Genomic DNA, 1574 nt, shown 5'->3' with positions numbered 1-1574 from the left:
GATTATTAGCCCACACCAATCGGGCTTTTGCGGGATAAATACGCAAAAGGCAAGATGACGATGTCATCTTGCCTTTTTTTGTTAACATATTTTGTTTCTTGTCTGGAGATGATATGAACAAAAATCAATGGAGTGACAAAAAATGAACCATGAATGCAAATGCCCTTACTTCACTTTTTCCACTCGCGGGACTACTATTCATTACGAATTGTATGAACATAATACTAAAAAAGAACGACCTACTTTCGTACTCGTTCACGGCTTCCTCTCTTCCTCATTTAGCTATCGACGACTCATTCCTTTACTAACAAAGGAAGGTACAGTAATCGCCCTTGATTTACCACCATTTGGAAAAAGCGATAAATCTCATCTCTTTAAATATTCTTATCACAATTTAGCAGCTATTATTATCGATTTAATCGAACATTTATCTCTCTCAAATATTGTATTAGTTGGTCATTCTATGGGCGGACAAATTTCACTCTTTGTAAACCGACTACGCCCTGAATTAATTTCAAAGACGATTTTACTATGTAGCTCTAGTTATTTAGCACGCGCAAACTTCCCTTTACTGTACTCCTCTTATTTACCGTTCTTCCACTTATACGTGAAGAACTGGATTATTCGAAGGGGCATCGTTCATAATTTAATGAATGTCGTTCATGACCATTCATTAATTGACAATGAAATGATGGAAGGCTATGCTGCTCCTTTTTATGATGATCGTATATTCCCTGCTTTAACTCGAATGATAAGAGACCGTGAAGGTGACTTATCTTCAACTGAATTACAAAAAATCGAAACCCCAGTATTACTCATTTGGGGTGAAAAAGATCGCGTCGTCCCTGTACATGTAGGACACCGTCTCCATAAAGACCTACCTAATTCCACTTTCATTTCTTATGAAAATACAGGACACTTACTACCTGAAGAAAAGCCCGATCATGTTTATGAAGAAATTATTGCGTTTGCGGCGCAATAAAGTGAAGCTTTAATCCGTGGGAGGTTCTATCCCCACGGATTATTAGCCTTCATCAATCGGGTTTTTACGGGCAGTTTGATTTCTCGCCTAACCTCTTTGCTTCAACCGAGTTTTGAGGCGGGAGTCCTACTGCCCCGTTAAAACGGGATAAAGTGAAGCTTTAATCAAACCGCACAAATGAAAATAAACAAAAAGGCTGTCGTAAATTCCGACAGCCTATAATGAACAACTTCCGCCTTCTTTTAGTACGAGTAACTCTACTGCTAATTTTTCGCATTTTTCAAGTGCAGGTACTTCTTCAAAAGACATAAAGTATATATGTTGAATCTTCTTTGCGATGTATTTCGGATCATCAAACACACTTACGACGTTTACAACATCGCTCGCTTCTGTTTCATAAAACTCCGGTCCCATTTGAAACGGATCCCAATTTTTCACAACCTCAATCATTTTGTCATATGCACCCATCTATTTCCCGCCTTTTCACTTTTTAATGCTTTTCTTTATCGTATCACATCAGCTATTCTATAAGAAGAGTGAGAATTTTCATAATTTAACAGTTTGACAGAAGAAAGGAGCAAACATATGCAAC

2 protein-coding genes are annotated in these 1574 nt (G+C 37.7%); one reads left to right on the top strand and one right to left on the bottom strand.

Annotated elements, in window-relative coordinates:
* Positions 1-142 precede the first annotated feature (142 nt).
* Positions 143-982 (top strand): alpha/beta fold hydrolase, encoded by an 840-nt coding sequence (locus AC1DTM_RS25795; RefSeq protein WP_002112576.1) that lies wholly within the window; start codon positions 143-145, stop codon positions 980-982.
* A 216-nt stretch (positions 983-1198) separates the two neighbouring features.
* On the opposite strand, the gene AC1DTM_RS25790 is transcribed toward AC1DTM_RS25795, so the two are convergent.
* Entirely contained in the window at positions 1199-1450 is a 252-nt protein-coding gene (locus AC1DTM_RS25790) for a YugE family protein (RefSeq protein ID WP_002015854.1), read from the bottom strand.
* Between the last annotated feature and the right edge of the window lie 124 nt (positions 1451-1574).

The organism is Bacillus sp. P4_D3 (assembly GCF_056401855.1).
This window is presented reverse-complemented; position numbering and strand designations above follow the sequence as displayed.